Source organism: Pseudoalteromonas sp. AS84, assembly GCF_038900255.1.
Taxonomy (GTDB): Bacteria; Pseudomonadota; Gammaproteobacteria; order Enterobacterales; family Alteromonadaceae; genus Pseudoalteromonas.
The window spans coordinates 1-26371 of sequence record NZ_JBBMQY010000033.1; the positions used below are offsets into that span (position 1 = coordinate 1).

At 39.0% G+C, this 26371-nt stretch carries 27 protein-coding genes; 19 read left to right on the plus strand and 8 right to left on the minus strand.

Annotation, left to right across the window (positions count from 1 at the left end; genetic code table 11):
- Positions 1 to 843: 843 nt before the first annotated feature.
- The 4 genes from WNY79_RS19945 to hslR all read right to left on the minus strand — a co-directional run bounded on the left by WNY79_RS19945 (position 844) and on the right by hslR (position 5223).
- Positions 844 to 1953: a PepSY-associated TM helix domain-containing protein gene (locus tag WNY79_RS19945; RefSeq protein ID WP_342876714.1), complete on the minus strand. Its 1110-nt coding sequence runs from the start codon at positions 1951 to 1953 to the stop codon at positions 844 to 846.
- Between the two features lie 183 nt (positions 1954 to 2136).
- Complete coding sequence (locus WNY79_RS19950) at positions 2137 to 3675, minus strand: phosphoenolpyruvate carboxykinase (RefSeq protein ID WP_342876715.1); 1539 nt, start codon at positions 3673 to 3675, stop codon at positions 2137 to 2139.
- Positions 3676 to 3942: 267 nt separating this feature from the next.
- A complete protein-coding gene (gene hslO, locus WNY79_RS19955; protein ID WP_076926093.1) occupies positions 3943 to 4788 on the minus strand; it encodes an Hsp33 family molecular chaperone HslO in 846 nt (281 codons plus the stop codon).
- A gap of 12 nt (positions 4789 to 4800) precedes the next feature.
- Complete coding sequence (gene hslR, locus WNY79_RS19960) at positions 4801 to 5223, minus strand: ribosome-associated heat shock protein Hsp15 (RefSeq protein WP_024598238.1); 423 nt, start codon at positions 5221 to 5223, stop codon at positions 4801 to 4803.
- Positions 5224 to 5433: 210 nt separating this feature from the next.
- On the opposite strand from hslR, the gene gspC reads away from it, so the two are divergent.
- From gspC to WNY79_RS20025, 13 genes are all read left to right on the plus strand, one after another.
- On the plus strand, positions 5434 to 6375 hold the full coding sequence (gene gspC / locus WNY79_RS19965) for a type II secretion system protein GspC (protein WP_024598237.1): 942 nt from the start codon (positions 5434 to 5436) through the stop codon (positions 6373 to 6375).
- A gap of 23 nt (positions 6376 to 6398) precedes the next feature.
- The gene (gspD, locus tag WNY79_RS19970; protein ID WP_076926094.1) at positions 6399 to 8462 is read left to right on the plus strand and encodes a type II secretion system secretin GspD; all 2064 of its coding nucleotides are present in this window, start codon (positions 6399 to 6401) and stop codon (positions 8460 to 8462) included.
- Positions 8455 to 10020, plus strand: a complete 1566-nt coding sequence (gene gspE / locus WNY79_RS19975) for a type II secretion system ATPase GspE (RefSeq protein ID WP_024605967.1) — start codon at positions 8455 to 8457, stop codon at positions 10018 to 10020. The genes gspD and gspE overlap by 8 nt, the downstream gene beginning before the upstream one ends.
- 2 nt (positions 10021 to 10022) lie before the next feature.
- Positions 10023 to 11258: a type II secretion system inner membrane protein GspF gene (gene gspF, locus WNY79_RS19980; RefSeq protein WP_170072979.1), complete on the plus strand. Its 1236-nt coding sequence runs from the start codon at positions 10023 to 10025 to the stop codon at positions 11256 to 11258.
- 80 nt (positions 11259 to 11338) lie between these two features.
- Positions 11339 to 11761 (plus strand): type II secretion system major pseudopilin GspG, encoded by a 423-nt coding sequence (gene gspG / locus WNY79_RS19985; RefSeq protein ID WP_007586585.1) that lies wholly within the window; start codon positions 11339 to 11341, stop codon positions 11759 to 11761.
- A 49-nt stretch (positions 11762 to 11810) separates the two neighbouring features.
- Complete coding sequence (locus tag WNY79_RS19990; protein WP_024597727.1) at positions 11811 to 12398, plus strand: prepilin-type N-terminal cleavage/methylation domain-containing protein; 588 nt, start codon at positions 11811 to 11813, stop codon at positions 12396 to 12398.
- A complete protein-coding gene (gspI, locus tag WNY79_RS19995) occupies positions 12398 to 12772 on the plus strand; it encodes a type II secretion system minor pseudopilin GspI (protein ID WP_024597726.1) in 375 nt (124 codons plus the stop codon). Before WNY79_RS19990 ends, gspI begins: the two co-directional genes overlap by 1 nt.
- The gene (gspJ, locus tag WNY79_RS20000; RefSeq protein ID WP_076926096.1) at positions 12773 to 13423 is read left to right on the plus strand and encodes a type II secretion system minor pseudopilin GspJ; all 651 of its coding nucleotides are present in this window, start codon (positions 12773 to 12775) and stop codon (positions 13421 to 13423) included.
- Positions 13416 to 14405 carry a type II secretion system minor pseudopilin GspK gene (gene gspK / locus WNY79_RS20005; protein WP_024597724.1) on the plus strand — a complete coding sequence of 330 codons (990 nt, stop codon included), beginning with the start codon at positions 13416 to 13418 and terminating at the stop codon, positions 14403 to 14405. The genes gspJ and gspK overlap by 8 nt, the downstream gene beginning before the upstream one ends.
- The gene (gene gspL / locus WNY79_RS20010; RefSeq protein ID WP_342876716.1) at positions 14402 to 15610 is read left to right on the plus strand and encodes a type II secretion system protein GspL; all 1209 of its coding nucleotides are present in this window, start codon (positions 14402 to 14404) and stop codon (positions 15608 to 15610) included. Before gspK ends, gspL begins: the two co-directional genes overlap by 4 nt.
- On the plus strand, positions 15607 to 16080 hold the full coding sequence (locus tag WNY79_RS20015) for a type II secretion system protein M (RefSeq protein ID WP_024597722.1): 474 nt from the start codon (positions 15607 to 15609) through the stop codon (positions 16078 to 16080). Before gspL ends, WNY79_RS20015 begins: the two co-directional genes overlap by 4 nt.
- Positions 16081 to 16083: 3 nt before the next feature.
- Complete coding sequence (locus WNY79_RS20020) at positions 16084 to 16842, plus strand: type II secretion system protein N (protein ID WP_342876717.1); 759 nt, start codon at positions 16084 to 16086, stop codon at positions 16840 to 16842.
- A 22-nt stretch (positions 16843 to 16864) separates the two neighbouring features.
- Complete coding sequence (locus WNY79_RS20025; protein ID WP_024597720.1) at positions 16865 to 17452, plus strand: UPF0149 family protein; 588 nt, start codon at positions 16865 to 16867, stop codon at positions 17450 to 17452.
- Positions 17453 to 17476: 24 nt separating this feature from the next.
- On the opposite strand, the gene WNY79_RS20030 is transcribed toward WNY79_RS20025, so the two are convergent.
- Positions 17477 to 17683 (minus strand): hypothetical protein, encoded by a 207-nt coding sequence (locus WNY79_RS20030; RefSeq protein WP_024597719.1) that lies wholly within the window; start codon positions 17681 to 17683, stop codon positions 17477 to 17479.
- Positions 17683 to 18042, minus strand: a complete 360-nt coding sequence (locus tag WNY79_RS20035; protein WP_024597718.1) for a hypothetical protein — start codon at positions 18040 to 18042, stop codon at positions 17683 to 17685. Before WNY79_RS20035 ends, WNY79_RS20030 begins: the two co-directional genes overlap by 1 nt.
- 288 nt (positions 18043 to 18330) lie before the next feature.
- Between WNY79_RS20035 and ccoG the strand changes: the two genes are divergently transcribed.
- The 4 genes from ccoG (at position 18331) to WNY79_RS20055 (ending at position 22133) form a co-directional block, all read left to right on the plus strand.
- Complete coding sequence (gene ccoG / locus WNY79_RS20040) at positions 18331 to 19761, plus strand: cytochrome c oxidase accessory protein CcoG (RefSeq protein ID WP_342876718.1); 1431 nt, start codon at positions 18331 to 18333, stop codon at positions 19759 to 19761.
- 86 nt (positions 19762 to 19847) lie between these two features.
- On the plus strand, positions 19848 to 20822 hold the full coding sequence (locus WNY79_RS20045) for a serine/threonine protein kinase (protein WP_008137601.1): 975 nt from the start codon (positions 19848 to 19850) through the stop codon (positions 20820 to 20822).
- A 32-nt stretch (positions 20823 to 20854) separates the two neighbouring features.
- On the plus strand, positions 20855 to 21478 hold the full coding sequence (locus tag WNY79_RS20050) for a thiol:disulfide interchange protein DsbA/DsbL (RefSeq protein ID WP_342876719.1): 624 nt from the start codon (positions 20855 to 20857) through the stop codon (positions 21476 to 21478).
- 16 nt (positions 21479 to 21494) lie between these two features.
- Positions 21495 to 22133 carry a thiol:disulfide interchange protein DsbA/DsbL gene (locus WNY79_RS20055; protein WP_342876720.1) on the plus strand — a complete coding sequence of 213 codons (639 nt, stop codon included), beginning with the start codon at positions 21495 to 21497 and terminating at the stop codon, positions 22131 to 22133.
- 66 nt (positions 22134 to 22199) lie between these two features.
- Here the strand turns inward: WNY79_RS20055 and trmA are convergent, their stop codons facing one another.
- A complete protein-coding gene (gene trmA, locus WNY79_RS20060) occupies positions 22200 to 23297 on the minus strand; it encodes a tRNA (uridine(54)-C5)-methyltransferase TrmA (RefSeq protein ID WP_342876721.1) in 1098 nt (365 codons plus the stop codon).
- 162 nt (positions 23298 to 23459) lie between these two features.
- Between trmA and WNY79_RS20065 the strand changes: the two genes are divergently transcribed.
- A complete protein-coding gene (locus WNY79_RS20065; protein ID WP_076926102.1) occupies positions 23460 to 24599 on the plus strand; it encodes a DUF5610 domain-containing protein in 1140 nt (379 codons plus the stop codon).
- 65 nt (positions 24600 to 24664) lie between these two features.
- Entirely contained in the window at positions 24665 to 25465 is an 801-nt protein-coding gene (gene murI / locus WNY79_RS20070; protein ID WP_342876722.1) for a glutamate racemase, read from the plus strand.
- Here the strand turns inward: murI and WNY79_RS20075 are convergent.
- Positions 25428 to 25907, minus strand: coding sequence for an RNA-binding protein (locus WNY79_RS20075; protein ID WP_024596401.1), 480 nt, complete (start codon positions 25905 to 25907; stop codon positions 25428 to 25430). The two genes, murI and WNY79_RS20075, sit on opposite strands and share 38 nt — an antisense overlap.
- Positions 25908 to 26371 lie beyond the last annotated feature (464 nt).

The window sequence follows — 26371 nt, forward strand, 5'->3', positions numbered from 1 at the left end:
AGTAGGACATTACCAGGCTTCAAATTGTAGAAAGCCCGATTCGAAAGAGTCGGGCTTTTTTACGTCTGCAGAAAAGTGTAAATAAAAGTTGTAGCCAAGAGTCCATGCCGTACTCAGTAGTGAAACGAAACCGCTCGAAGACGAGCCTCGCGGAAGGCCGCTCCGACACAAAGATAGTGTAGCATTTGCTAGGTGACTTTTTACTGCTGTGGGCACTACGACATTCTACTGCGTAGCGCACCGACTTCAAATTGTAGAAAGCCCGATTCTGACGATTCGGGCTTTTTTACGTCTGTAGAAAAGTAAAATACGCACAATTAATAGACACTGATATCAACACCCATCGCGTAGGCCGGGCGAGCGAAGCGACTCCCGACACTAAAATCATACGATCGTAATTTCACTCTGACTATCTAGCCCTGTAGATGTTTCCATAAATGCAGCTGCTTCAAATTGAATAAAACCTTGCCCTAACTATTCAGTACCCTTATTAGACGTTTCTATAAGGATATAGCTTCACCTAAATATATTATTAAACAATGAATAACGAGTATTACCTGGTGCTAAGCTCATCAATGTTATTTACCGCATTACATCTCTAAATAACTGGCGTTATAGCGCGTGCAGAATAAATACACATACCTGATAATTATACTAATCGGCAATAATGCCTAATCAATTTGGTGGATTGAACTTGACGCTAATTGCGTTAATAATTTCTGATATGCGATTGCATGAAGACTGAAGGTTGAGCGATTTAGAAGTAATTGACGAGAACAACGAAATAAAGAATTTTTTTCCTCAAATAGATCATTTAACTAGGTAGATTGGCGTAAAGTTTATTTATATTCTATTGGTTCTAACTAACCATCTATATAGTCCAATAAAAAATAATGCAGCAGATCCTAAGCCACTCAACACCCAAATTACTTTTAAAATGTTACCGCCAATGCTGCCGTCATGTAGAGGGTGTAACCAGTTTTTAATTTTACTAGCCGTGCTTTGCTTATCTATATTAAACAGGCTCTCTAGTTCCCCTGTAGACGCATTAACTTCGATATAGCTATGCGGGAAGCGATAAGAAGGGTCATTGTCAGTTTGAAACCTGAATCTGTAAATCGCATTTAAGTTTGAAGGAGTTTCAATCCAAGCTAAACGCGCACTTGGTAATGCTTTTTGAGCTATTAAGATCGCTTTTGATAAAGGAATATTGGATTGTTTGTTAGCTTGCATTTGTGTTTTTGAGGGAGAGTTTATATTGCTAACTAGAGCGATTAATACAGGGTCCGTTTGTTTTGGAATAGCGAGCATAACGCCTGTAGCAGTTAAAACTAATAATGGTATGCACAAAGCCAAACCAATAAGTTTATGCCAGTCATAAAGTAGACCTATTTTAGAACTGCGACGTTTAAATTTTAACGATTTTATCCATTGCCCAGGTTTTGGAAACCAAGCAAAGAATCCAGAGATAATAAGAAGTAATGTGGCTATGCCTATATAACCAACAACTAGAGTGCCTGTTGCTCCTGTTAGTAATGAAAAATGTAAGTTGTATATCCACGTTACTAGGTATTCCCCCCAGTAGTCTTTGCGTATTACTTCATCGTTATCACTAGATAGCCAAACCATTAAAGGCGCAAAGCCATGCTCTTTTGTTTCTATAGGGTTATAGTAACGTGCGGGTACAATTGAATTCACACCTGTATTTTCTAATCGCCATGGTCCGAGCTTTGTAGGGAAATTTTTCCTTAACTTACTGTATGCTTTATCCCAATCAGGTATTTTTGTATTAGTAGTAGTGTCATTAATTGGATTTAACAGTGAGTCTATTTGTGGGTAATAAACTAACACGGAGCCAGAAAGGCTAATAATAGTGAGTAATACGCCTACCGAGAGGCCTAAGTACAAATGTAATCGTCTTGAGGTTTTTCGCCATGAAAGCTTTGGTGTCATCAATTAAGTAGCCGTAATGGGTAATGCAGATTTATTGGGCATTAAGAAGTGTTTGATTATGTAGTATATTATATGGTTTTTGATATGATTCGTGCGGCATTTTGTCGCACTTATTAAATTAATTATTTAAGAAGTAAAAACGCCAGCTCTAGGCTGGCGTTAAAATACAATCTTAAAGTTTACTTAAGCTTTAGGTCCTGCATTTTTTATATCGTCTGATACGTCGTACTTAGCAAAGTTTTCAGTGAAGTCAGCGGCTAGTTTTGCTGCATATTCATTGTACTTAACTTTGTCTTCCCAAGTATTGATTGGGTTAAGTAAGTTAGTATCTACACCAGGAACGGCTACCGGTACATCTAGGTTTAAAACATCAATGTGCTGAGTTTCAACACCCGCTAATTTACCTGATACGATTGCATCAATTACTGCACGAGTAGTTGGAATATCAAAACGTTTACCTGTGCCGTAAGGGCCGCCAGTCCAACCTGTATTCACAAGGTACACTTTAGCGCCAAACTCGCGTACACGCTTCATAAGAAGCTCAGCGTAAACACCAGCAGGGCGTGGGAAGAATGGTGCGCCAAAACATGTCGAAAATGTTGATTCAATATCGCTAGTAGAGCCAATTTCAGTAGAGCCAACTTTTGCTGTGTATCCACTTAAAAAGTGAAAAGCAGCAGCTTCTTCGCTAAGTATAGAAACTGGTGGTAATACACCGCTTACATCACAAGTTAAAAATACAACAGCTTTTGGTTCGCCTGCGCGGTTTTCTATTTTACGTTTTTCAACGTGTTCAAGTGGATATGCTGCACGGCTATTTTGAGTAAGGCTAGTATCGTTAAAATCTGGAATGCCTTTTTCATCTAACACTACATTTTCTAAAATAGTGCCAAAGCGAATAGCATTCCAAATTACAGGCTCATTCTTTTGTGACAGGTCGATACACTTAGCATAACAACCGCCTTCAATATTAAACACGCTGCCAGGTGCCCAACCGTGTTCGTCATCACCAATTAAAAAGCGAGTTGGATCTGCTGAAAGCGTTGTTTTACCTGTACCAGATAAACCGAAGAACAATGCTGTATCGCCTGCTTCACCAACGTTAGCAGAGCAGTGCATTGGTAATACACCTTTTGCTGGTAGTAGGAAGTTTTGCACAGAAAACATCGATTTCTTCATTTCACCGGCGTAACGCATACCAGCTAGTAATACTTTACGCTGTGCAAAGTTAATAATGACGGTGCCATCGCTATTTGTGCCATCACGTTCTGGCTCACATACAAACGAAGGAACGTTCATTACTTGCCATTGCGGTAAGTTTGAAGCGTTATAGTTTTGCGGTTCGATAAACATGTTTTTGGCAAAAATATGGTGCCACGCTGTTTCTGTAGTTACGACTACAGGTAGATAATGCTCAGGGTCTGCGCCAACTTCTAGGTGAGAGGTGAAGTGGTCATTACTTTGAACATGTGCTTCTACGCGAGCCCATAAAGCGTCAAATTTGTCTGCATCAAATGGGCGGTTAACATTGCCCCATTGAATGTCATCTTGAGTTGTAGCTTCTTGTACAATAAAACGATCTTTTGGTGAACGACCAGTTCGTTTTCCTGTAATTGCAACAAAAGCACCATTTGCGGCTAAAGTACCTTCGCCACGGCGGATCGCATGCTCGACAAGTTCAGCTGCGGTTAAATCGACAAAACGTGTAGCGCCTGTAGTCATGTTTATACCTAACTATGTGTGAGAGTTTGAACGGATAGCTCTGGGGTTATCAGTGCCCTTAAACTGAAATTATAGTAACAGAAGGTTTTAAGATATTCGAGCCCGTAAAGCCTCTAAAAACACATATATTTAAGAAAAAACATGAATAATTTCAATGATACCGGTGTCATGAAATTAGCAGAAAAGATGACACCGGTATCATCTTTTTATAATATAAAACCGCATATTATGCGGCTTTAATTACTATATATAGATGAAACTGAATATTTAGTTGAAAATGCTTTTTATATCTTGTTCGTTAAAAACATACTCTTTTAAACAGTAATGACAGTTAATATTAACAGACCCTTTTTCGGTTACGTCTTTAAGTAGTTCTTCTTGTCCAATATTAACAAGTGCAGTAATTGTTTTATCACGACTACAACCGCATTTGAATTTAATCGCTTGAGGCTCAAATACACGAGGGTTATCTTCGTGGTAAAGACGTGTAAGGACTGTATTTGCATCAAGATGTAACAACTCTTCATCTTTAATGGTGTTACTTAATGCTTCTAAGTGCGCAAAGTCTTCAATTGATTTTTGTTTATCAACTGGGAGTACTTGTAAAAATAGACCACATGCTTTTGCGCTACCTTCAGTTGTGTCGGTTGCAAACCAAAGACGTGTCTTTAATTGCTCTGATTGCTCAAAGTAACTTTCTATACATTCACTCAGAGTATCGTGCTCTAAGGGCACTATACCTTGGTAACGTTCACCCTTACTTGGTGTAATAGTGATCACCATATAGCCTTGGCCAATAAGCTCTTTTACAGTTGTACCCGTAATTTCGCTTTGCAGGCGTGCAATACCACGCATGTTTTGTTTGTCATCACCATTTATAACAGCATATTTGACAGGGCCATCACCTTGAAGCTGTACTGCAATTTCACCTTCAAACTTTAAAGTTGCGGTTAGTAAACAGGTTGCAACAAGTAGCTCACCTAGTAATGCTTTAACAGGGTCAGGGTAATTGTGGTCGGCAATCATTTCATTATAAGCATTCTCGATTTGTACGAGTTCGCCACGAACATCTAGTTCGTTGAATAAATAACGGTGAAGTAAATCTTGTTGCATGAGTGGCTATACCTAACTTGATTTCATTTTTAAAAGTTCGCGTCTTTGCTTTTTATCTGGTTTTTTATCCGGATGAGGAGCAAAAAAACTGTTATTTTTGCGTGCGATGCTGTTTTCTTCGCGTTTAGCAATACTTGCATCAGATTCTTGATACATGGTCTGTGCAATGGGGGCGCTTTGACGTTTTTCAAGCACTGTGAGTATAGTTATCAGTTTTTCATCTACACCCTGAGCAAGTTTTACTTTTGCACCAACATCTACTATTTTGCTCGCTTTTGTACGTTGGCCATTATAATGTACTTTGCCGCCTTGCACCATTTCACGTGCAACAGCACGAGTTTTATAAAATCGTGCAGCCCATAACCATTTATCTAATCGAACTTTTAACTCATCTGCATGGTCTGAGTTGGTATTAGCATTACTTTTTTTACTCATAAGGCATTTCCCCACGTTTTTATAGCTTAAAATTTATCATGAAATCATCGTAGGATGAAGGTATTACAACAGCCGTTTACTTTTTGTACTACTATGTAAAGTTAATTTAATCTGTTTACAAAGTTTAATATTAGTGTGCTTGTTGAAAGAAAAATGAAAGGGTACTATGGGTACGCGCTAACGCAGTAAATTAAAATAAGAACACTATTTATGGAACAGCAAATCCAACAACTAAAACAATTTTTAACGCGGTTACCGCATGCTAAATTAAGTGCGTTAGTGACACTGTTAGTTGTTGTTTATCTTGCATTTTTATTATCAAAGCTTGTCTGGCTTTTATGGCCGAAACCACCAGTAACTCTACTTACTCCTACTCATTATGCTAATCAGCCATCTGGTGCGAGTAATAACTCAGCGCAGCATATTATTGAGCAATTTTTATTTGGTAAAAAAACTGTAACAAACAACAATAATACTGCAAAACAATCGCAGGTTATAAATAATGCGCCAGAAACACGCCTAAGTATTAATTTAACCGGTATTGTAGCTGTTAATAATGATGACCAAGCAGGCATAGCAATTATTGAATCACAAGGTAAGCAAGTAAGCTACCTTGTTGAAGAAGTTGTACTTGGCACGCGCGCTGAAGTAGCGCAGATACTGCCTGATCGTGTTATTTTAGGTATTAATGGAGGTTTTGAAACATTAATGCTTGATGGGCTCGATTTTAGTAAAAAAGTATCTATGCCTGTACTCGCTGCGCGTGACGATGCCGAAATGGGTCCGCAAAAATTAGAGCCAAGTGAATTACAAATAGACGCCACTGCAGACCCAGACGTTAAAGAAGCAATTATAGAAACACGTGAAGAGTTACTCGAAGAACCGGGCAAGTTATTTGACTATATACGTGTTTCACAGGCTATGAATGATGGTGAACTAATTGGATATCGCTTAAGTCCAGGTAAAGAACCTGAACTGTTTAAGCAAATGGGATTAAAAAATAACGATTTGGCTATTTCTATAAATGGCTATCAATTAACAGATTTAAAACAGGCTATGTCAGCTATTAACGAGCTGCGTAATAGTACAGATGCCAATATCACTATAGAACGTGATGGTGAACAAATTGATGTGCAATTTAGTCTGCAATAATTTAGCTTTGGAGTTTTAATATAATGGTTCAGGTGCTACACCTCAAAAAAATTAAAAAAGGGTTAGCTAAGTACGCGGCACTTTTTTTGGCGGCAAGTATTTCTTTGTCTGTTTCTGCTGTTGAATATGCTGCTAACTTTAAAGGCACTGATATCAACGAGTTTATTAATATTGTTGGTAAAAATCTCAATAAAACAGTAATTATTGACCCTAACGTGCGCGGCAAAGTAAATGTTCGCAGTTATGAGTTAATGGACGAAGCGCTTTATTACCAGTTCTTCTTAAATGTATTGGAAGTTTATGGCTACTCAGCTGTTGAAATGGACAATGGCATTCTTAAGGTAGAAAAAAGTTCAGACGCCAAAAAATCAAATGTGCCACTTATTACCGAAGGTAACGAAGCTAGCGGCGATATGATGATTACACGTGTTGTACGTGTCAAAAATGTAAGCGTACAAGAACTAGGCCCTTTAGTTCGTCAATTTAGCGATCAAAAAGATGGCGGCCATGTTGCTAACTTTAATGCGGCTAACGTAATGATGCTAACGGGTCATGCTGCATCAGTTAATCGCTTAGTTGAAATTATTCGCTCTGTTGATCAGGCGGGTGACAAGCGTGTAGACATCGTTAAGCTTAAATATGCAACAGCAGATGATGTTGTCTCTGTAGTAGACAATATTTACAAAGACAGTGGCAAAGGCAGCGTACCTGAATTTTTAATTCCAAAAGTAGTCGCTGATGGCCGAACTAATAGCGTTATAGTAAGTGGTGAAGGCCAAGCACGTACACGTGCTATAGAGCTTATTAAGCGCTTAGATGGCGAATTAGAAAGCCAAGGTAATACCAAGGTGTTTTACCTAAATTATGCTAAAGCTGAAGATTTAGTAAAAGTACTGCAAGGCGTAAGTAAGTCACTTGTTGAAGATGCACAAGGCGGTACCACTAAGACTCGTAGCAGAAGTAACAACGAAAGCAGTATAGAAGCTCACCCAGATTCAAACTCACTTATTATTACTGCGCAGCCAGATACAATGCGCTCGCTCGAGTCGGTCATTGAACGTCTTGATATTCGCCGAGCACAAGTATTGGTTGAAGCCATTATTATTGAAGTAATGGAGGGTGACGGGGTTAACTTAGGCCTGCAGTGGATTTCTGAGCAGGGCGGTATGTTGCAGTTTAATAATGGTACTACGGTTCCCGTAGGTTCATTAGCTGTTGCCGCTGAGCAAGCACAAGATACAACCGTAACTAAAACTATTATTGGTACTGAATCAGGGCTTGCAACAAGTTATGATGAAACGACAGAAGGTGATTACGATGCACTTGCTTCATTGCTAGGTGGTATCAATGGTTTAGCACTGGGTGTTGTTAAAAATGACTGGGGTGCAATCATTCAGGCTGTTGCCACTGATACAAATTCAAATATTTTGGCTACACCGTCTATTACTACAATGGATAACGAAGAAGCATCTATTTTAGTGGGTCAAGAAGTACCTATAATTACAGGCTCACAAACGGGTAGTAACAATGCTAACCCATTCCAAACGGTTGAGCGTCAAGAAGTCGGTATTAAACTGATAGTTACGCCACAGATTAACGATGGCTCTGCAGTACAGCTCACAATTGAACAAGAGGTTTCAAGTGTAAGTGGTGCAACTGCTGTTGATATTTCAGTTAATAAACGTGCAATCAAAACAACGGTTATGGCCGATGATGGCGGTATGGTTGTACTGGGTGGCTTAATTGACGAAGACGTACAAGAAAGTGTTTCTAAGGTGCCGTTATTAGGCGATATTCCTATTTTAGGTCATTTGTTTAGATCAACAAACACAACACGCCGTAAGCGTAATCTTATTGTGTTTATTCGACCAACCATTATTCGTGATGGTGTGAGCATGAATAAGTTAAGCTTTAATAAATATAACTTTATTCGTGGTGAGCAGTTTAAACAAAAAGAAGACGGTATTGAGTTAATGCCAATGACTGATACGCCTATTTTACCTGAGTGGAATGACGAATTAGTACTTCCACCTACGTATGAAGAGTCTCTACGTAAACAAAATGCACAAGAGCGTAAAGATGACTAATGCGATTCAAGAGATAAACCAAGATGTGGTTCATCCTCAAACGCATAATCAGGATGAGCTATTAACGAGTGATGTATTAGTTGAGTTACCAGCAAAGCGTTTGCCGTTTTCGTATGCAAAACGTGCAGGTGTGTTACTTGGCAAAAATAAAGATCACCGTATAGTTTACTACCGTGGTGAGCTAGATGTGGAAGTACTATTAGAAGTACGTCGTATCGCAGGCCATGGTTTTACACTTGAGCAATTGGCTGATGATAAGTTTGAGCTATTGCTTGAAGCGTCATACCAACGTGATAGCTCTGAAACGCAACAAATGATGGAAGATATTGGCAACGAGGTTGATTTATTTTCACTTGCTGATGAGCTCCCACAAACTGAAGATTTACTTGCTGGTGACGATGACGCGCCAATCATCAAGCTTATTAATGCCATGCTTAGTGAAGCGATTAAAGAAGGGGCTTCTGATATTCATATCGAAACCTTCGAGCAAGAGCTTGTTATTCGCTTTAGGGTAGATGGCGTACTTAAAGAAGTCCTTAAGCCTAATCGGAAACTTGCGTCGTTACTTGTATCTCGTATTAAAGTAATGGCTAAGCTTGATATAGCCGAAAAACGTATCCCACAAGATGGCCGTATTAGTTTACGTATTGCCGGACGTGCAGTTGATGTGCGTGTATCAACAATGCCATCGAGCTTTGGTGAGCGTGTGGTGCTGCGTTTACTTGATAAAAATAACGCGCGTTTAAACCTTGAAGACTTAGGTATGACTGCAGAAAATCGTGCATTGTTTTCAGATTTAATTAGTAAACCTCACGGAATTATTCTAGTAACAGGACCAACAGGTTCTGGTAAAAGTACCACCCTATATGCTGGTATGAGTCAAATTAACTCACGCGATCGTAACATTCTTACTGTTGAAGATCCGATAGAGTACGAAATTCCAGGCATAGGCCAAACTCAAGTTAATGCAAAAGTTGATATGACATTTGCTCGTGGTTTACGTGCAATATTACGTCAAGATCCTGATGTAGTAATGGTGGGTGAAATACGCGACCTTGAAACTGCGCAAATTGGTGTTCAAGCGTCACTTACCGGTCACCTTGTTATGTCTACTCTGCATACTAATACTGCATCGGGTGCAATTACACGTATGGAAGATATGGGTGTTGAACCATTCTTACTTTCATCGTCGTTACTCGGTGTGTTATCACAGCGTTTAGTACGTACGTTATGTAATACCTGTAAAGAAGGTCACACGGCTGATGAGCATGAATGCCAGTTGTTAGGTACTCCTTTTGAAAGCCAACCTACAATCTACCGAGCGGTGGGGTGTGAAGAGTGTAACTTTAATGGTTACCGTGGTCGTACCGGTATTCACGAGTTACTTGTAGTTGATGAAACAATACGTGAAATGATTCACAACGGTAAAGGCGAGCAAAGCGTAGAAAAATACATTCGTAAGCGCAGCCCAAGTATTCGCCAAGATGGGTGTAGCCGTGTACTTGCAGGTAAAACAACACTTGAAGAAGTATTGCGTGTTACCCGTGAGGAAGGCTAACTATGGCAGCGTTTGAATACCGTGCCTTAGATGGCCGAGGTAAAGAAAAAAAAGGCATTTTAGAGGCCGATACAGCTAAACAAATTCGCCAAACTTTGCGTGACCAAAAATTAACGCCGCTTGAAGTTATCCCTGCGGCGCAAAGTGACAAACAAGTCAAAGGTGAAAAAGCCCCTTTATTCGGTGGCTTTTTTAAACCAACAATTTCAACCTCAGACTTAGCGCTTATAACCCGCCAATTAGCAACATTGATACAATCGGCACTCCCTGTTGAAGGCGCAGTTATGGCTGTTGCTGAACAATGTGAAAAGCCGCGTTTAAAGCGTATGCTTATGTCGGTACGTTCAAAAGTAGTTGAAGGTTACACCCTTGCCGATGGTCTTAGTGAGTTTCCTCATGTTTTTGACGACTTATATCGTGCAATGGTAGCCGCAGGCGAAAAGTCGGGCCACCTTGATCAAGTACTTAATCGTTTAGCCGACTATACTGAGCAGCGCCAACATATGCGTAGCCAAATAACTCAGGCTATGGTTTACCCTATTATTTTAGTGGTATTTGCAATTGGTATTGTGTCGGTATTACTGGGTACGGTGGTACCAAAAATATTAAAAACGTTTGAAAAAACGAAACAAGTACTCCCTTGGACAACCGAATGGGTTATGGCGGGTAGCCATTTTGTGCAAAATTACTGGTTTATTAGTTTAATAGCCATCACAGCAATCGCTATTGGTATTAAGCATGCACTTAAACAGCCAAAAATACGTTTTTGGTGGGATGACCGAGTGCTACATATGCCAGGCATAGGTAAAGTGGCTCGTGGTATTAACACCGCACGTTTTGCGCGTACTTTAAGTATTTTATCATCAAGTTCAGTGCCACTGCTTGAGGGAATGCGTATATCGGGTGGCGTACTCATTAACGAAAAGATTAAAAAAGCGGTTGCTGATGCATCCGATAGAGTGAGTGAGGGTGCAAGCTTAAGAGCTGCACTTCAGCAAACTAAGTTGTTTCCACCAATGATGCTGCATATGATAGCAAGTGGTGAAAAATCAGGTGAACTAGAGCAAATGTTAGAGCGTGCTGCAAATAACCAAGATCGCGAATTTGAGAGCATGGTTAATGTATCGCTTAAACTACTAGAGCCTGCGATGATCGCCTCAATGGCGGTTATTGTATTATTTATAGTAATGGCAATATTACAGCCAATAATGGCTATGAATAAAGCTGTTGGACTTTAAGTTAAAATAATTTTTAAATATATTAATGGTTTTACCTAAACCATTTTTACTTAGTGTTTTTAGAATAATGAGGTAATTACGTGAATAAACAATCAGGTTTTTCTTTACTAGAAGTAATGGTGGTACTGGTTATCATCGGAATGATTATGTCAATTGTTGCACCTAACATTATGGGCCAGCAAGAAGAGGCCGCTATCGATAAAGCGCATCTAGATATTCAGCAATTAGAAGATGCAATGAGCTTATACAAGCTTAAAAATAAGAGCTACCCAAGCACAGAGCAAGGTCTTGAAGCGCTAGTAACTCAAACAAGTATTGAACCGGTTCCAAAGCGTTTCCCTGACGGTGGTTTTATTAATGAACTACCAGAGGATCCATGGGGCAATCTATATCAACTAATCAGCCCAGGTGAAATTGGCAAGTTTGATATTTTTTCTATGGGCCCAGATGGTGAAGTAGGTACTGATGACGATATCGGTAACTGGGACGAAGAAAAACAATAATGCTTAAGTACATCGTTTTGTATGAACATGTTATTGCTAGAGGCTTGCTATGAAAGCAAGCCTTAAGCAGTGTCATACAAAAAGCAGCGGCTTTAGTTTAATTGAAATTTTAGTGGTACTAGTGATCATCGCTTTTGCCACCAAAATGGTGGTATACAGCTTAGAAGGCGGTGCGGAGGAAGAATTAGATACTCAAGCACTCAGGCTGCATACCACCATTAATATGGCATCTGAATTTGCTATTTTAAACCAAGTTGAATTGGGATTGTTAGTTGAAGACAACACGCTAGAGTATTTAGTTTTCGATGGTGAAAAGTGGATTACCTTTGACCGTGAAGATCTTTTTAAACCAATCGAGTTAGATGAAAGATTAAAGCTTACTCTTAATTTAGAAGATTTAGCGTGGGCGCAAGATAATCTCTTAGAGCAATCTAACTGGCGCGAGCTTATGAGTGGTGGCGATGAAGACAGTTTACTTGAGCTCAAAAAGCTGAAAATCCCACAAGTACTTATTTTGTCATCAGGTGAAGTAAGTGCGTTTCAGCTTATATTAGAGTTAAAAGATCAAAGTGAGCCTGTGTATTACATTGAAGGTGAATTTACAGCACCTATTAACTTTCGCCGAGAGCCAGAATAATGAAGCATACTAAAGGGTTTACCTTATTAGAAGTGCTTGTAGCATTAAGTATTTGCGCCATGGCTGGCATAGCGGCAATGCAAGCAACAAGCGAGCATATACATCACTTAACCACTATTGAAGAACAAACCTACGCATCGTGGGTCGCCGAAAACGTTATTATTGAACAACGTACTAAAGGTGAGCAATGGCAAGGTAAAAATAACCTTAAAGGCAGCGAAGTAATGGGCGGCGTTGAATGGTTTTGGCAACAAGAAGTAACCGCTACCGCTGATAAGAGCTTTGTTAAGCTAACAATCAATGTTTTTACGGATGAAAAGTATGAGCATTCGGCATATGAGTTATCAACGTATCTCAATAAAGGCAAAAAGTAAGTGAAGCAGCGCGGGTTTACATTACTCGAAGTTATGGTTGCACTGGGTATTTTAGCTTTTGTTATTATTGCTACTCATCAAATACTCGAGACGACAACAAGAGCAAAAGATGCCTCAGATGAAAAAATTACTGAGCTAAATGGATTGCAAACAACATTTAGGTTGATGGATCAAGATTTTAGCCAAATGACCAAACGCGCAGTTCGCAATGAGTCGGGCGATGTTCAAGAGCAATACTTATTGGCTGGTCGTTATGTTTTAGAAAGCCAGTACGATGGCATTGCGTTTGTACGAGATGGTTGGATAAATCCAATAAATTTATTACCACGTTCTGAGCTACAAGCCGTCGGTTATAGAGTGATAGACGATAACCTTGAGCGTGTTTATCGGGTTTATGTTGATCAGCTTGATAATATGGAGCCGCGGGTTCAACGTGTACTGGAAAATATTGAAGAGCTTAAGTTTGAGTTTTTGGATGATAAAAACGAATGGCAAGAACAATGGGAAATTAAAGCTCTCCCTAAAGCGGTTGCTGTTACGTTGCAACAAATAAAAGCAGAGCCGATTCGTCGAGTATTTTTAGTACCAGGGCAGGGCAAGGTTGTTGCTCCACCAAGCACAACACAAGATACGAGCGTGGATAATGGTTAAGCAGAAATCATCGCGCGGCGCAGCACTTGTTATTGTTTTGTTTATTGTGGCATTAGCGGCTATTTTAGCAGTAGAAATGAGTGCTAATTTAATGGTGCAAGTGCAAAAAAGTACTAATTTGCAAGGTCATCAGCAAGCTAAATGGTACGCCTACGGTGCAGAAGAGCTTGCTATTAAAGGGCTAATACAAAGTAAAAAAGATGATGCCGATAAAACAACACTTGATCAAGTTTGGGCAACTCAAGGTGATGCTTCATACCCTGTTGATAACGGCACGTTAAGTGGCAAAATTACTGATTTACAAGCATGTTTAAATTTAAATGCTTTAGCTATAGCGCCAGATACAAACAGCGCGAGTAAAACAAACCCTGCGCATAAAGCACTATTTGCATTACTTGAAAATATTGAAGATTTACCTGCTGATGAATCAGAAGAGACAATGGCAGATAGCGTATTCGATTGGCTTGACGAGGACAGCATAACGTATCGCTCAGGCGCAGAGGAAGACGAGTATTTATCACGAGATTTTCCGTATATGACAGCCAATAGTTTATTTGCATCAACATCGGAGCTGCGCTTAGTTAAGGGCTTTAATCCATTAGTGATGGAAAAAGTATTGCCGTATGTATGTGTAATACCCGGCAGTACGCTTTTATCTATTAACGTAAATACATTAATTCCAGAGCAAGCTCTTATACTAAGTGCCTTAATAGAAAGCTTGAGCTTATCTGGCGCAGAGGCTGTGATAGGTGCAAGACCGCAAACTGGCTTTGACACCATTGATGAATTTTTTGAACAGGTGAAGCAGCAAGGCGGTACTAATACCGACTCAGTAAAAAGTTTATTTAGTATTAAAAGCGAATATTTTAAATTACAAACGCAGGCAAATTTTGTCGACCTGCGTTTTTCGATGACCACATTACTGCACGCTAAAGACGGTGACGTAACGATACTGGCGCGAAAATTTGGAGGCGTACAGTGACAGAAATACTGTTGATCCGCACGGGTCAAAACGAGCAAGAATTACTTAACTGGTTAATTTACTCACCACAAGAACAAGAAATAATAGCTAGTGGCGAGTTACCAAATGCAGAGCATTTAAGTGAGCTAAGTGAAAGAGCGCTTACCCGAGAAGTTGTCGTGTTATTACCAAGTGACCAAGTGCAATTAAAAACAGTCGCTTTGCCAACAAAATGGAATCGCAAGCTTGAACAAGCACTGCCATATATGCTCGAAGAAGATATAGCATGTGACGTAGATGAACTGTTTATAGCTGTAGCGCAGCCGACAATACTTGGTGAACAACATGCAATACGAGTAGCAATGACTGACCGTGAATGGTTTGAACAATGGCTCACATTATTTGCTGAGCATAATTTATCAGTATACAGAATATTACCCGATGCCTTGTTGTTACCGCTTGCAGATGATGGCGCAGTCACCGCTATAGAGCTAAATAACCAATGGTTATTTAAGCAAGGGCAATGGCATATTGGTGCGGTTGAATCTAGTTGGTTAAATGGCTACTTAACAGCCATGGGTAATCCTGATATTAAACATTTCAGCCCAGCTAGTCAGTTTCCAGAAAGCGTTAACTTACAAGCGCAAACGAGTGAGTATGACTTACCTCTAGCATTATTTGCAAAGCAGTTAGATAGCGTTAAGTTTAACTTACGCCAAGGTATGTATCAGCTTAAAAAACAAAGTTCTTTATGGTGGGGTTACTGGAAAGGCGCAGCAATTATAGCAAGTGTTGCATTGGTCTCTACAATTACAATAAAAGCGATTGAGCTGCATCAACTTAATACACAACTAGAAGTCGCTAAGGCTCAAGTAGTCGACAGATACCAAAAAGCATTTCCGGGAACTAAAGTTCGCCCTAATCTAATTAAAAGCCAAATTAAAGGCGCTTTAGATAAAGTGCAAGGCTCAAGTGAGTCGGGCTTTTTAGACTTAACGACTAATTTAGTTGACGTATTTTCTCAAGTCAGTGAATTTACTCCTGAAACACTTCGTTATGACAAACGTCGCAATGAGCTGCGTATTCGTGCACGCGCGAAAGACTTCCAAACCTTTGGTAAAGTAAAAATCATACTTGAAAAACAAGGTTTAACGGTTGAGCAAGGGTCTTTAAATAACGACGGTGATTATGTCGTTGGCGAAATTAAACTGCGAGGTGCAGTATGAAAAAGCAGTTAATGCAACAATGGCGCTCGCTCAAAGAGCAAGAACAACAATTGGTAATGGTCGCTGGTGGCGTGTTTATTATTTTTGTTTTAGTAATGGGAATATTTAGACCATTAAACAATGCGATAGAAAAGGCACAGCAATCTCAAATTAAACAACAAGAGCTATTAGCTTGGGTTGATGAAAGTATTGTTAAGCTAAAGGCTGCGGGTAACACCAGTGTTGCTAGCAATGCAAACTTAAGCCAAATTGTTAATTCTACACGTGGACGCCATCAAATAAGTATTAGTAAAATGCAGCCAAGTAGTGATTCACTACGTTTGACGTTAGATTCTGTAGAATTTAATCAGTTAATAGAGTGGTTAGATGAACTAGTGAATCAACATGGCTTAAAAATCGAAAACTTAGATTTAAGCCGCGATGATAAATCAGGCTATGTGCGTGTAAGCCGTTTGGTATTAGAGAATTAATTAATGAAAAAAATAATAACGTTATCGGCTGTCTTTTTAATTAGTTTTATTGTGTTTTGTATTATTAAATTACCAGCAAGTATTGCGCTAGATGTCGCAAAACCGTATTTTCCAAAGCAATTAGAAGTCGGGCAAACTGTAGGTACTATTTGGCAAGGTCAAATGATGCAAGTTCGCTTTGATGGTGAGCAGTTAAATAATGTGCGCTGGGACATTGCTGGCTGGAAGTTATTTACAGGTAAGCTTAATGCGAACGTGAAATTTGGTAATGCACGGGAGCGAAGTGATATTTCGGGTTACGCAGATGTAAGCTACGGGCTTTTTAATAAAGAAGTTAAAGTGACTGACGGCCTAGTACGCTCAACGGTAGAGCGTGCAATGCAACGCGTGCAACTTCCTCTGCCTGTAACAGCGAAAGGGCGTGTAATTTTAGAACTTGATGAATACAGCTCAGGTGCCCCTTATTGTGATTCACTAAAAGGCGAAATAGCGAGTCCTAATATTGACGTACAAGGCTTAAATGGATGGTTTAATATTGGTCCTCTGGCTGGTAAATTAAGTTGTAAGTCGGGCGACGTTGCTATATTAATTGACCCAGATAATACGCTTGGCCTTGAGGCAGATGCTACACTTAAAGCTAATTTCGACTTTAGTGTGGCAGGCTATGTAAAACCAGATGCTAGCTTACCTAAAGATGTACATGATGCGGTTAAGTTTTTAGGCCGACCAGATAGCCAAGGTCGTTATCCGCTCAACTTTTAATATTTCAATATAAAGAGTTTTAATGCAAATACCCCAATTTACTGAGCTGCAAGCAAAGCAGCTCAGCACATTTTTAAATACGCAATCTAAAGCAATGAACCTTGAGCAAAGCCAAGGCTATTTATTTGGCGTTATTTGCTCGCCCACCCCATTAGATGTGCATGAGTGGCTTGAGCAGATATTACCAAATACAGCCAATGATTTAGATGAAGAAATGCTTTTTTTGTTTATGGCGCTATACCATAAAATTAGTGAGCAAGTATTTGAAACAGGATACAAGCTACCCGTTGAGTTTACTCTTGAATTTTGTAAACCATGGAGCGAAGGTTTTTTAGTGGCTACTAAAGCATATGCAGAGCCACTTTTAAATGCGCCTGAGTTAGATGCAGAATTTAAAGAAGCATTAGAGAGTGCACTAAGCACACTGAGCTTTTTTGCTCTTGATCAGCAGGCAATTACACAGATTGCCCAGCAAAATAGTATGACTAAAGAAGCCTTATGCCAGTATCAATATGAATCAATGGGTGACTTTGCACTAGGCTTTGCAGAACTTATAGAAGTTGTGGCCATTAACAGTGGTTTAATAACTGATGACAGTTGGGACGAATAGCTTGAGTTTAAGCGCTTAGTTAATCTAAGCGCTTAGTTCTAATACAATATCAGTACAGCCTTGCTTGCACTTTACCATGCCTTTACCAGGCTCGCTGGTGGCTAAATCAAGTGTTAAAACCCCATTACACTTATCACACTTTAACGTTTTGCCTTGTGCTAATTGCTTGAGCATATTGCGCTGTTTATGAAATGAGTCGCTTGCTTTTTTATTTAATCCTGAAAAATCCACTACTTTGCTCGCTTTTGCTCTAATGCTTCAGTCACTATTTTACATACCGTATTTAAACGATTGTCATAAAAATAAAGGTTTAAGTCACGTTCACGACAATAGCGTAAGTGAAATAACTGTACAGAGTCATCTGTTGTAAACGTTTTTTCTACGTACTCACCCTCAGATTCAGAGAGTTTAAGTTGAGTGCTAATTCTATTTTTAGCCATATTTGCAGCAGGGCTTCTATTAACCTTACTTGCATCACTTAAAAAGCCAATGCCTTCACCTAGTAACCTTTCGCGAGGTTCTTTTATAAGTGGATGATCGATTGTAAAAAAGGCAAGGATCACAACGACCAAAATAATAAATTTTTTCATGGATACGTAAACCTTGATCTAAGTAGGGTTGAATTACCATGCAGTGTAATAAACTGCATTTTAAAAGCAAGTAACTGGGATGAATAAATTATTAGCAATCTATGCCAGTAATTTTAACCAACATTGTTATAATGGTTAACAGCAGTCAGATATTTCTGAAATATCTGAAAGTATTCGAGAAGGCAATTTATTAAAGTAAATCTGCCTAGCAAGTAACTTGCTAACTTTAAGTATAGAGTACTTGAGTATTGCTGGATTTTTATTTCCAAGCGGCGTTGAGGAACTTCGATGGACAAGCAAATTAAAGTAAAGAATATCCCTGTAGAGGTGAAAATCCAAAAACCGGATTTAAGCCGTCAAGATGATAGGTTCAATCCCCGAAATCGTATTTATGTGCGTGCCGTAAAAGGCCTACATCAATTACTTAGGCAGCGCATTGGCTTTTTAGGCCTACTTGCGTTTATGTTACTTCCTTGGATTAATTTTAATGGCCAGCAAGCTGTGCTGTTTGATCTAATTGGTCAAAAATACAATATTTTTGGTTTAACGCTATGGCCTCAAGATTTTACCATATTAGCGTTTATTTTTATGCTGGCAGCATTTGCGCTGTTTTTAGTGACGACCTTCTATGGACGGGTGTGGTGTGGTTACACTTGCCCGCAAACTGTTTGGACTTTTATTTTTATTTGGTTCGAGGAAAAGCTTGAAGGCACTGCCAATCAGCGTAAAAAACTCGATCAACGACCCATGGACTTTGATAAGTTTTGGCGTAAAACGGCAAAGCATACTAGTTGGGTATTGTTTTCGTTATATACCGCTATTTCTTTTGTGGGTTACTTTACGCCAATAAGGGAGTTACTTCCTGATTTTGTAACGTTTAACGTGGGTGGTTATGCACTAGTCAGTATTATTTTCTTTGCTGCGTGTACCTATGGTAATGCCGGTTGGATGCGAGAAATTATGTGTTTACACATTTGCCCTTACTCACGTTTTCAATCAGCTATGTTTGATAAAGATACATACACCGTAACGTATGACGAAAGCCGTGGTGAAAGCCGTGGTCCTCGTTCACGTAAAGTAGATCATGAAGATTTAGAGCTAGGCGACTGTATCGACTGTAACTTGTGTGTTCAAGTATGCCCAACAGGTATAGATATTCGTAATGGCCTACAAGCTGAATGTATTAATTGTGGTGCATGTATTGATGCGTGTGATGGCGTAATGGATAAAATGGAATACCCGCGTGGGCTTATTTCATATACGACAGAGCGAAACCTCGAAACGCCAGAAAATAAAACGAATCCACTACGAGCTAAAATCATTGGTTACACGGTCATACTTATTGTGCTTACGGGAGCACTTGTAGCTAATATAGCACTGCGTAAAACAATGGACTTTGATATCATTCGTGATCGAAACCAATTATATCGTGTCGATTTTGATGGTTTAGTAGAGAACACCTACACATTAAAGGTAATTAACAAGGCGCAGTACGAGCAAACTTTTAATATTAAAGTGCAAGGGTTAGATAACTTTAAGTATATTGGTAAGCAGTCATTTACTGTGCAGGCAGGGGAATCTCATAACGTGCCATTGTCACTTGTAATGGACCCTTATGATTTGAATGCGCCGATGACAGAGTTTAACTTTGTGCTTTCACCGGTAGATGAGCCGGATGAGACAATATCGCAGTCGAGTAACTTTTTTAAAGCGCGATAATCACAACCTACCTTAAATAGGTGAGTTGATATAGCAATTAACAAAAGCGGGTATATAACCCGCTTTTTATTTTATATAAGAAGAGTATGAGTAAATTTAGTTTTATTGACTTAACACCTGACCTAATACTCGATGCAATAGAAAGCGTAGGTGTGTACGCCGAATCTGGTTTGTTGGCACTCAATAGCTATGAAAACAGAGTGTACCAATTTAAAGCCGATGATGGTCTGCGTTACGTAGTGAAGTTTTATCGCCCAGAGCGCTGGAGTAAAGAGCAAATTCAAGAAGAGCATGACTTTGCATTTGAACTGGCTGAAGCGGAAGTACCTGTTGTTGCCCCTATTTTATATAATGGGCAAAGCTTGTTTGAACACGAAGGTTATTTGTTTGTGTTGTTTCCAAGTGTAGGTGGGCGTTTATTTGAGGTTGATAACTTAGATCAGCTTGATGTAATGGGGCGTTTAATTGGCCGTATGCACCAAGTGGCTAAAACAAAACCTTTTACTTACAGGCCAACAGTTACCTGTGATGAATATTTGCATACAGCCAAAGTTCATCTTCAAAAAAGTAATTTAGTGCCTATGGGAATAAATACCGCCTTTTACACTATTTTAGATTTAGTGATAGAGCAGGCGCAAAAACAGTATAAAGATGTACAAAGTATTCGCTTACATGGTGACTGTCACGTTGGCAATATTTTGTGGGCAGGCGACGCGCTCATGTTTGTAGATTTAGATGATAGTCGCCAAGGTCCTGCAATCCAAGATCTATGGATGATGCTCAGTGGCGATAGAGCGACGCAACTGTTACAGTTAGATACCCTTGTGAATGCGTATGAAGAGTTTTGTGATTTTGATCACTCTCAACTCAAATTAATTGAACCGCTGCGAGCGATGCGTATTATCCATTATATGGGATGGGTAGCTAAACGATGGAGCGATCCTGCCTTTGTGCGGAACTTTACATGGTTTGCTGATGACAAATACTGGGAGCAACAAATTTTAGCACTGAAGGAGCAACTTGCAGCACTGCAAGAAGCACCGTTAAAGTTATTGCCGTAATCTTTTATTTAAAACAAGTACACGAGATATACATGCTTAAAAAATTAAAACTGAGTTTATTACTTTTATGTTTACCATTTGCAGCACTTGCTGCACAGTTTGAAGTTGATAATCAATACACTGTTATTGATGTAGACAAAAGTACATCGCCACAAGTAACCGAGTTTTTCTCATTTTACTGTCCACATTGTTTTAAGTTTGAACCCGTAGCAAAAGCAATTGAACAAGGCCTACCAGAAGGTGCTGAGTTTATTAAAAACCACGTGAACTTTTTAGGTGGCGTGTCACCACAAGCACAAAGTAATTTAAGCTTTGCCTACTTAATTGCTAAGCAGCATGGTCAGGCGCAGAGTATTAGTGATCAAATTTTTAAAAGTATTCATGTTCAGCGTGCTCCTTTAACTGAAATGAAAGACGTTAAAAAATTACTTGAAGTAAACGGTATTGATAGCGCAACGTTTGATCAAGAAATTGCAAGCATGCCAGTTATTTCGGCTGAGCAAGCAATGCAAGACAAACAAAATAAATATTCAAAATTAGGCGCACTTACAGGTGTACCTACTTTTATTGTTAACGATAAATATAAAATAAACCTCAATACCATCAAAAACCAAAAAGAACTTGATGAGTTAGTAGCGTTTTTATTAGCACTATAAATTTCGGAGCATAATAATGATTAAATTAGTTAAAGCAGGTTTGCTTGCCGTCCTACTGCCTATGGCGGCAACAAGCTTTGCAGCAACGTACGAAGAGGGCGTGCATTACGATGTGGTTTCTGAGCGAGCAACTAAAAAGCCAGAAATTAAAGAGTTTTTCTCATTTTACTGCCCTGCATGTAATAACATGGAAGCATTAATTGGTGAATTTAAGCCTAAGCTTGATAAAAACGTTAAATTTAAAAAGAGCCATGTTGATTTTGTAGGTGTACGCGACCCTGAAAATCAACAGATGATGAGCCAGGCACTTGCTACTGCAGAAGTACTTCCACAAAAAGATCAGATCATTTCTGCAATCTTTAACCACATTCATACCAAGCGCGCTAAATTTAATGAGCTTGCAGATGTAAAAGATATATTTGTAGCACAGGGCGTTGATGGCGATAAGTTTGATAAACTTTTCAAAAGCTTCTCGGTACGTACGCTGAGCTCTAAAATGAAACGCGATCAGGACTACTTCAAAGAAAAAGGCGCACTACGTGGCGTACCTACATTTATTGTAAATGGTAAGTATAAATTAAACCTAGGTCGTGAGTCGGGTATTACTGAGCCAGAAGACATTGGTAAACTGATTAATTATTTAGCTAGCAAATAAATTTAGCTAAAACTAAAAAAGCTCCTCAGGGAGCTTTTTTTTATGGGCAACGTTTACTGAGCGTATTTATTTACGCTGTAAGAAAACACCCGACTCAATGTGATGCGTATAAGGGAACTGATCAAATATAGCAAAGCGCTTAACGTTGTGCGTACGTGTTAAGTGATCAAGGTCACGCTCAAGGGTTTCTGGATTACACGATATATAAATTATGCTTTCGTAGTTAGCCACTAAGTCACACGTTAATTCATCCATGCCTGCGCGCGGTGGATCAACTAATATGGTTTGGCAGTCATAGCTTTTAAGATCAATACCGTCTAAACGAGAAAAAGTACGTTCGCCATTCATTGCTTGAGTAAACTCTTCACTAGACATACGAATAATATCTAAGTTCTCTACGTTATTTTTAGCAATATTGTATTGAGCAGAATGAACAGATGATTTTGATATTTCCGTCGCTAATACTTTATTAAAAGAGCCTGCTAGCGCAATAGAAAAGTTTCCGTTACCGCAATAAAGTTCTAATAAATCATTTTTAAGTGGCTTACATAAATCTTGTGCCCACTCCAACATATTAATATTTACTTTTGCATTAGGCTGAGTAAAGCTATTTTCTACTTGTTGATAAATAAGCTCTTGACCATTAACTGTTAAACGCTCAGTTACAAAGTCATCACCCAGCACTTCTTTTTGTTTGCGAGCGCGGCCTATAAAGTCAATTTTGTATTTACTGCTTAGTTTTTCTTTAAGCGCTTTAATTTCACTTAACCATTCATCATCAAGTGGTTTGTGATAAAGCAAGCTTACTAAAATTTCACCGCTTAGCGTTGATAGGTAATCGATTTGAAATAACTTACGACGTAATATTTCACAAGGCTTAAGATGCTCAATCATCACCTGCATTATTTCACCTACTAGAGGCGCTGCGGGATCAAATATATCAACACGGATTTTTTCTTTTGTTTGTTGATCAAACATAATGTGAAACAGATCGTCACCATCGTGCCATACTCTAAATTCAGCACGTTGGCGGTAGTTAGTTGGCTCTGAGCTAAATACTTCTAATTGCTCCACACCAAAACGTTGGAACTGTGCACTAATACGCTGCTCTTTTTCACTTAACTGCGCTTGGTACTGTGTGGTATCTATTTTAATAACTGCCATTAACGCTACTACCTTATCTAAGATCTGTTTATCGGCGCTATTGTAGGGAGCGCTGCGTATTTGTCTAGTTTTGGCTAGCATTTATGCTGTTTTATTGAACATTGTACTTTAGTTTTTAGTGTTATAGCCGATAATAAACTACGCACGCTTAGGAGACGAATCATGAAAATAGGTAATTATGGCTTTACGCCAAACAACAACATCAATAAATTCAACAATAAAGCTGATATACAGCAACCTACAATTACGTCTCCTCAAGATAGCTATCAACAACGAGGCCGAGAGTTGGCCGCAAAGGTGCTTGGCGATAAAATGGCTGAGCAGCTTGGATTACCTATCGCAGAAAAAAAAGCAGATAAACCACTATTTGATTTTGATGAAATAGTAAAAAACGTACTCGATTTTGTAAGTAGTGCTGTTAATAAAGCAAAAGCTAACGGCGCTGATGACGAAAAGCTCAAAGATATGTTAGGCGACGCGCGCAAAGGAGTCCAAATAGGGATCGATGACGCGGTTGATGAGCTCAAAGGAACTGGCGTATTTAATGACGACATGGAAGAGGGCATTAATAAATCTAAAGAGGGTATTTACAATGGGCTTGATGAGTTTGAAGAGTCGTTATTTAACCCACAACCTGCCAGCGTAAATATAAGCCAGGCTCAATATGTCAGTATGACGAGTAATGCAGAGTATAAATTTACCACCGCAGAAGGCGATGAGGTAAGTATCAGCTTTGCAGATGCATTTGAATCTCAATCGGCAAGCGGCTATCAGCAAAACAGTAATAGCGAGTCGTTTGCAAGCTCATCATCGCAATCTCGACAGGTATCATTTTCGATGTCGGTTAATGGTGACTTAAACGAGCAAGAGCAAGAAGCTATTAATGCGATGATGGAAGATTTACAAGATTTAAGTAAAACATTTTTTGGTGGTGACCTGGATGAAGCATTTGAACAAGCTCAAGAGCTGAGTTTAGACAGTGACCAGCTGGTGGCTTTTTCTATGGATTTACGCCAAACAAAAACAATAGCCACAGTTAAAAGCTATGAAGAATATAAACCAGCACCAGAAAAACAAGTATCAGAGGGCTTAGCTCCCTTTAATGATGACCTTAAAAATGCTTTTGAAAAAGCGGGCGAACTTGGATTACAAAATCAACTAGCTGGCATTCTACAGTGGTTAAATCAAGATCAGGAACAAATAGATAAGTTAGTAGATTACACAAAGTCTATGTTCGAAAACCTTAATCAGTTAAATTCGGCAGCCGACGATCTTGCTGATTTAGAAACCACGCAAAGTTAAACTACTTTCTTTTATAAATACCTCATGGCAAACTGCCGTTCTTAAAGTAAAGTGGGAACAGTAGTTTGTCAGCGCATATAATGGTCTTTGATTCAGGTATTGGTGGAACTACTGTACTTGAGCATATAAAGTACAGTATCCCAAATGCTCAGTACAGCTATTTTATGGATAATGCTTTACTACCTTATGGTGCTCAATCCCAGCAGACAATCATTAACCGATTATGCTCACTTATTCATTTCATCAAAGCTAATACGCTTAGCGTTGATTTAATTGTAATAGCGTGTAATACCGCTTCTACATCTGCACTTAGTGCTGTTCGTCAAATTACGGATATTCCTATTGTAGGCGTTGTGCCAGCAATAAAGCCTGCGGCAGAGCTAACACGTTCAAATCATATTGGCTTATTAGCCACACCAGCCACGGTCGCCAGTTCATACACTAAAACATTAATTACTGAGCATGCACGTAATGTAACCGTTAATCTATATAGCAGTGTGGAGTTAGTAACTTTAGCTGAGCAATACTTTTTTACAGAGTCTTTGGATACAAACAAGTTGCATCAAGTGCTTGATGACCTACATATAGATAAAACTATAGATGTACTTGTATTAGGATGTACGCACTTTCCAATATTAGCAGAGCCTATTAGTCAGTATTTTGAAGGGAATGTAAAATTACTTGATTCAGGTGTAGCGATAGCAAACAGAGTCAACTACCTACTTAACCAACTTAACTTCTGTGTGAATAAACTAACAGACATAAAAAAGCCGCTGCAATATTATGCAACGGCTGATGTGTTTAGCAATAAGCTAGCGGTAAAGCTAGTTACACTGACTGATCCGTCTCAGTACGCAGAGCATTAGAATCATCTTCTTGTTTTTGTTTTGCTTCACGTACCTTTAAAGTACGTTGTTGGAACTCGCTATCGTTCAAGTTAGCAATTGCATTGTCTGCATCAGCTTGCGCCATTTCAACAAAACCAAAGCCACGACGTTTGCCAGTATTCTTATCCTTTAATAAACGAACATTGAATACTTTGCCTTGTTCTTCAAATAATGCACGAACCACACCTTCGTTTGCACGATAAGGAAGGTTACCAACATAAAGCGTTTTTGTTTTAACTTCAGCTTCTTCAGTCACATCAGATGATATTGCAGCAATAGCAATTGCACCTATTAATAAACCAGCACCAAATAGTAATGCAGGGTTTAAAGCTAAGCCGCCTAAAGCAAACTCAACAACAACAAAACCAACTACAGCAAGAATAACAGAGAAGATAAAAGATTTTTGATCGGGTAATTTCATTTTAGATCTACCAATAAACAGGAAATAAACATTAATTTAACATTGTGAACTTGCTATCTTAACGTCTAAATCAAACATAGCAATGATATTTGTATTAAATTATAAATAAGAGCACAAAAAAGCATCACCTTAGGCGGGGTTTCATATAGTTTTACGTGGTTTTGTTCTATTTTTGTTCGAACAGTAAAAAGATCTAAAAAAAGGGTTGATCTGTTTTCGGATCTCCCTATAATGCGACCCCACTGAGACGGGAAACGCCAACGCATAGCGAGGCACGAACAACTCATAGAGTTAAATAAAACTTCGGTTTTAAATATTCTAAAAAGAAAATTTAAAACAAAGTGTTGACTCGAAAAATAAAGGGTGTATTATTCGCATCCCTTGAGTCGCTAAAGCGACTCAAAACGTTCTTTAACAATATAAAGCAATCATCTGTGTGGGCACTCGTACAGATTGAGTTCTAA